The sequence below is a fragment of the Paraclostridium sp. genome, assembly GCF_051657365.1.
In the GTDB taxonomy this organism is placed as follows: Bacteria; Bacillota; Clostridia; order Peptostreptococcales; family Peptostreptococcaceae; genus Paraclostridium.
Window position 1 is genome coordinate 22178 of the sequence record NZ_JBOFKN010000097.1, and the last position, 6131, is coordinate 28308.

Consider the following 6131-nt stretch of genomic DNA (forward strand, 5'->3'; position numbering starts at 1 on the left):
TGGAAGTTAAAAAATTTGAGCTATAATGGAGGTTTTGGTATGCAAATAAATTGTGCAAATAATAGAGATCAAAAGAAAGTTATAATATATCCGCCAAATGTAAATGATTATATAAATGATTATATAGAAAAATATTTTCCAAATTATCCAGGAAATAATAAACCAGAAAAGCCAGAAGAGGATAAATTAAAAGTTAAGATAAAATCAGTAGTAGAAGATGAATTTGTAGTAGTTGGAGAAGATGAATATTTATACGCAACAGGTAAGAAGTCTAACGAAAATGGAATTTTCAAATTAGTAATGATAAATGAAAATGAAATTAAACTTAGATTAGTTGGAGGAGATTTTATAAGGGTAGATAATAAAGATTTTTTAATTGCAGATACTGATAAAAAAGGTGCTACGAAATTTAAGTTGTACAAGTTAGATAACAAATCATATGCATTAAAAGCTCCAAATGGATATTATGTTAGAGTAAGAGAAAAAGATAAAAAACTTGTTGCTAAAGCTGAAAATGCTGGTAATAGAACTATATTTAAATTTAAGACTGTAGAATAATAAATATAAAAAGCGAATCTGATAAATAGATTTGCTTTTTATATTTTAAAGTTAGTGGATTAAATTATCTCTTATTGTGTATTAACAGTAAATATGCAGCTCCGGCTAAATTAGGAGATATTGGTTGGAAGCATTTGATTTTACCGATTAGTATATCATTTTCATGAACAAAACCATTAATATCAACTCTTCCAATAGATTCAGACTTATAAGAATATATATAGCCTGATTCATCTACTTTGCCTATGACATTATCTTTATTATCATAAACCAGATTTGCACAAACTCTACCAACGGGACAATTATGGTATATGTGATTATGTACAATATTATCAAAATCTAATCTAGCTACAGGTCTATTATTATAAGGAAAACTTATCATTTCAAACATTTGGATACTCTCCTTTTAAATTTAAAAAATTATTTATCTAAAGAATTAGATTATAATTAATTTTATTATATGAACTTATTATTTATGACTAAAATAGAAAGAGATGTTAAGCAAAACTGCTAACATCTCTTTCTATTTACACAAAATCATAAGTATAATACCAAGTAACATTACTCAATTCAACATCGAATAAATTATATTCTTTATCTAAAAATGGAAGCAATACTTTCTTTGATTTAAAAACACCTAGGTTGCCTGCTATATCTATATTTCTAAATGTTTTGCTTGCAAATGGTATGCCTCTAGAGTCTCTAATTTCAAGATAAAAATCGAATAATCTAGATAAAGGAACCAATTTTAAATTTACTATGTATCCATCTACATATAATACATTTTGATTCTCTTTTATATTATTAATTATTAAATTTATAGCATTATCCTGTAAGGCAAACTCTTTACAGTAATATAATTCAGTTGTTTTTTCTGAATCTCGGTTATACACATGATTATAAAGGCTATTATATAAATTGAAACTCATTAACTTAGAATTTAAAATAAATTGAAACGAATCTTTTGTAGTTTTATCGGATAAATTAGACATATTACTCATATACTCATTAAATATTTGATATTCTAATTTCATAGCATTTTTCAAATCGGATTTTAAATTATAGTTTATTTTGTAAGAGTTTTCTAAATTTAAGATTGTATAATAAGATTTATTATCATAGATATTTTTAAATATGGGATAAGGAATGTCAATATTATTTTTTATAATATTAATACTAGTCATATACTCACGAAACAAGTTTGGTGGTAATTTAAATGTATCTATATTTTTTATTAAGTATTCTATAAAATCTGATTTACTAGAAATAAATAACACCTCCTTAATAGATTCACTACATTGTATGTTGAAGAAAGTATATTAGTTCTTATTTATGCTATAATAAATAACTATATAAAATTTAGTTAAATAAGGTGGTAGTAATGACTAATAAATTTGAAAAATTCAACTTAGATAAATCTATAGTAAAAGCATTATACAACATGGGATATGAGTGTCCATCAAAGGTGCAAAATGAAGTGATTCCTAAACTTATAAATAGTAAGAATGTAGTAGTTAAATCAAGGACTGGAAGTGGTAAAACTGCTAGCTTTGGGATACCTATATGTGAAAATATAAATATTAATGATAATACTTTACAGGCATTAGTAGTTGTACCAACTAGAGAGTTAGCACTTCAAGTTAAAGATGAAATATCTAATATAGGTAGACTGAAAAAAATTAGATGTAGTGCTATATTTGGAAAACAACCTATAAAAGAACAGATAAATTCATTAAAACAAAGGGTACATGTAGTGGTAGCAACTCCAGGCAGAATAATAGATCATATAACTAGAGGAACTATTAATTTAGACAATATAAGCTATTTTATTATAGATGAAGCTGATAAAATGCTTAATAAAGGATTTGTAGATGATATGGAATTTATATTTAGTAAATTGCCTAAGTATACCAATATAGGTTTGTTTTCAGCAACGATAGAAAAAGATATAGAGTATATATACAATAAATACATTGAGAATCCTAATATTATACAAATTGAAAGTGATGATATAAATAATAAAAAACAAATAGAAGAAAAAATACTATATACAAGTGATATTGACAAGTATAATGATTTGAAAAACTTGATATATGTTAATAACCCTAAAACAACTATAATATTTTTAAATACTAAAGATGGTGTAATTAAACTATACAATAAAATGAAAAAAGATAAATTATTAGTAGCAGAACTTCATGGAGATATGTCACAAGATAAGCGAATATTTGTAATAAAGGATTTTAAAGAAGGAAAATATAACATATTAGTTAGTACTGATGTTGCAAGTCGCGGAATACACATAGATGATGTATCATTGGTTATAAACTATGATGTCCCCCATGATAAAGAAAATTATGTACATAGAATAGGTAGAACTGGCAGACAAGATAAATATGGAAAGGCTATAACTTTGGCTACGTATAAAGATGAAAAGTATATAAATGAAATTAAAGAATATATAGGTTATGGGATAGAGTATTTAGAAAATTTAAATAGTGTTGATGTAAACAAAGGTAAAGTTAAATTTGAAGAAGCGTCTAAAAAAGCTTTGAAAAATAGAAAAATAAAGCAAAAAGAAACTAAAATTCATAGTGAAGTAACTAGAATATATTTAAATGCAGGTAAAAGGAAGAAAATCAGAGTTATAGATATTGTTGGAACTTTGAGTAATATTGAGGGTATAAATCATGATGATATAGGTGTTATAGAAGTATGTGATTTATGTTCGTATGTAGATTTATTAAATCATAAAGGTGAAATGTTTTTAAAAAAATATAAAGATATAAATATAAAGAAAAAGCTAGTTAAGGTAAGAAAGGATAATACGAAATAAATTATAAAATGCAGAAATTTAATATATAGTTGAAAAAAATATCGAAATTTGGTAAAATTATATAAATAAACTTAATAAAAATTAGAAACGAAGAAGTATATTCTGTATTTGGGCATCTGGAATATATGGAGTTAGTGATGCAACCGGCTATATTTACAAACTTGTGGATATAGCTTTTTTTATTTTAAAAATACAATTAAATACATAGGAACGAAGAAGTATATTCTGTATTTGGGCATCTGGAATATATGGAGTTAGTGATGCAACCGACTATATTTACAAACTTGTGGATATAGTCTTTTTTATTTTAAAAATAACTTAATAAAATTAGAAGCGAAGAAGTATATTCTGTATTTGGGCATCTGGGATATATGGAGCTAGTGATGCAACCGGCTATATTTACAAATATGTGGATATAGCTTTTTTTATTAAAAAAAAGAGGTGATTGTTTGAAGAACAAAGGGAAAAAACTAATATTAAGTTTAGTAGTTGTATTTAACATGATTTTAAATCTTATTTCACCGGGAATAATGGTATATGCCCAAGATGTATCTAATAGCGATGCAGTGGAAATAACAAGTGCAACTTTTGATGATTATACGGTGAGAGAAGGTATGATTAAAACTTTAAGAGTTGATTATAAGATTATAGATCCAAGTAAAATTAATCCTGGAGATAGTATTACAATAACATTACCTAAAATATTTAGGGATGTTAATCCAATAAGTCCGGATAAACATTTTTCAAGTCAAAATTATGATCCAAATACTGGAGTTCTAACATTAACTTTTAATGATAATATAAAGAGTGCGTTAGCTGGATATTTAAGTGTTACAATGGTTGGTAATGAAAATGTTCAAGATGGGGAATATCCTATAGTTATAGCTGTTAATGGTAAAACTGAAACTGTTACATTAACAGGTGAAGGTAGAGGTGAGGCTGGTGAAAGTGGATCCAGTCCAATTATGTATAAAGGTACATATTTACCATTAGATTCTAAGCAGGAAGGACTTATAACTGATGTAAATGAGCCTGTTAAATATTATGTAGAAATAAATCGTGATCAAAAAGAACAAGTAGGAAATGCGCATTTTGAAGATCAAATTCCTAATGGAATGATACTAGATAAAAATAGTATAACTATAATTAAGCATGATTATCAAAGTAATACAGATATAGATGTAACTAATGAACTTTTAAATTCTGGGAAACTTTTAGCTGAAAATGATTCTCTAAAAATAAATCTTGGGAATTTGTATTATGATAGTTACTCTATTAATTATAAAACTATAATACTACCAAATCCACCAAAAGATATTCGATATGTAAATAAGGCTAAACTTATATATGATGGGAAACAGAATAACTCTAATTCTACTGTTAAATTATCGGCAGGTGCAGGAGCTATAAATGTTTATAAAACTGTAAATAAAACAAAAGTAAGTAACGATGATAAAGATCAAAATATAGAGTATAAAATATTATTTGATTCAGCAGGTCAATTTTTTAAAAATACAATGAATGTAGAAGATAAGTTAGACTCTAGATTAACAGATGTTAAAATAAGTCAAACAGGTCAGTTTACAGTTTCATATGATGATAAAACAAAACAACTAAGTGTAGTTAATGATAAGGCGGATATAAATCCTGGAGATGATGCGGCAATTACTATACAAGCTAGTATGAAAGATGTTGGAGCTGGAGAAACAGTTGCAAATACAGCATATGTAAATGGAAATCCAACAGAAGAAGTTACAACTAAAAAGAGTCCAAAGGTTGAGATAATAAAAGTTGAAAAAGGTGATAAGGCTCAAAAAATGCTGGCAGATGCAGTTTATACAGTTACTGATTCAAATGGGAAAGTTATTAAAGATATTACTACTTCATCAACTAGTCCTATAACCTTAGAATTGCCGTATGGAAGTTACAAATTAGTTGAAAAAACAGCTCCTAAAGGATATCAGATCAATAAGGTACCAATAACATTTGAAGTAGCAGATAATAGTAAAATAGTTAAAGTTGTAGCAGAGGATGAGAAAACAGAAACAACAGGAAAAATTATTATAAATAAAACTAATGAGTCTGGATCAGTTTTATCAGGGGCAACATTTAACTTAGTACAAGATGGGAAGATAGTAGATACACAAACTACAAATTCTAAAGGAGTAGTAACTTTTGATAATATTAAACAAGGTAGTTATCAAATAGTAGAGGTAAAAGCTCCTGAAGGGTATAATTTAGCACCAAGACAAGTTGTAAAAGTAGAACCAGATAAAACTATGAACATAAACATAGTGGACACTAAAATAAAAGGAAAAATAGAAATAACAAAAACAGATTCAAAAGATAGTAAAAAAGTATTATCAAATACAGAATTTACGATATTTGATAGTAATAAAAAAGAAGTAGCAAAAGGTGTAACAGATAAAGATGGTAAAGTAGAATTTGGAAACTTAGCATACGGAAATTACTATTATCAAGAAACAAAAGCACCAGAAGGATACACAATAGATAACAAAATGTATCCATTCGAAGTAAAAACAAATAATCAAGTAATAAGCAAAACTATTACAGATGACAAGATTATAGGAAAAATAGAAATAACAAAAACAGATTCAAAAGATAGTAAAAAAGTATTATCAAATACAGAATTTACAATATTTGATAGCAATAAAAAAGAAGTAGCAAAAGGTATAACAGATAAGAATGGTAAAGTAGAATTTGGAAACTTAGCATA

The 6131-nt window shown here is 26.3% G+C and carries 5 protein-coding genes and 3 riboswitches; of the genes, 3 read left to right on the forward strand and 2 right to left on the reverse strand.

Annotation, left to right across the window (positions count from 1 at the left end; genetic code table 11):
* Positions 1-39: 39 nt before the first annotated feature.
* Positions 40-558: a fascin domain-containing protein gene (locus ACRCYC_RS06885; RefSeq protein ID WP_438618390.1), complete on the forward strand. Its 519-nt coding sequence runs from the start codon at positions 40-42 to the stop codon at positions 556-558.
* A gap of 64 nt (positions 559-622) precedes the next feature.
* Here the strand turns inward: ACRCYC_RS06885 and ACRCYC_RS06890 are convergent, their stop codons facing one another.
* Both ACRCYC_RS06890 and ACRCYC_RS06895 read right to left on the reverse strand, forming a co-directional pair.
* The gene (locus ACRCYC_RS06890) at positions 623-949 is read right to left on the reverse strand and encodes a hypothetical protein (RefSeq protein ID WP_438618391.1); all 327 of its coding nucleotides are present in this window, start codon (positions 947-949) and stop codon (positions 623-625) included.
* 136 nt (positions 950-1085) lie between these two features.
* Entirely contained in the window at positions 1086-1835 is a 750-nt protein-coding gene (locus ACRCYC_RS06895; protein ID WP_438618392.1) for a hypothetical protein, read from the reverse strand.
* 104 nt (positions 1836-1939) lie between these two features.
* On the opposite strand from ACRCYC_RS06895, the gene ACRCYC_RS06900 reads away from it, so the two are divergent.
* Together ACRCYC_RS06900 and ACRCYC_RS06905 are read left to right on the forward strand one after the other, a co-directional pair.
* The gene (locus ACRCYC_RS06900) at positions 1940-3394 is read left to right on the forward strand and encodes a DEAD/DEAH box helicase (RefSeq protein ID WP_438618393.1); all 1455 of its coding nucleotides are present in this window, start codon (positions 1940-1942) and stop codon (positions 3392-3394) included.
* A gap of 74 nt (positions 3395-3468) precedes the next feature.
* Positions 3469-3552, forward strand: a riboswitch (cyclic di-GMP riboswitch).
* 39 nt (positions 3553-3591) lie between these two features.
* Positions 3592-3675: riboswitch (cyclic di-GMP riboswitch) on the forward strand.
* A gap of 39 nt (positions 3676-3714) precedes the next feature.
* A riboswitch (cyclic di-GMP riboswitch) is annotated at positions 3715-3798 on the forward strand.
* A gap of 45 nt (positions 3799-3843) precedes the next feature.
* Positions 3844-6131 (forward strand): SpaA isopeptide-forming pilin-related protein (locus ACRCYC_RS06905; protein WP_438618394.1); only part of this gene is annotated, 2288 nt, incomplete at its 3' end.

Coding starts and splice junctions, on each gene's coding strand:
- ACRCYC_RS06885 (WP_438618390.1), top strand. CDS start 40: ATGCAAATAAATTGTGCAAATAATAGAGATCAAAAGAAAGTTATAATA.
- ACRCYC_RS06890 (WP_438618391.1), bottom strand. CDS start 949: ATGTTTGAAATGATAAGTTTTCCTTATAATAATAGACCTGTAGCTAGA.
- ACRCYC_RS06900 (WP_438618393.1), top strand. CDS start 1,940: ATGACTAATAAATTTGAAAAATTCAACTTAGATAAATCTATAGTAAAA.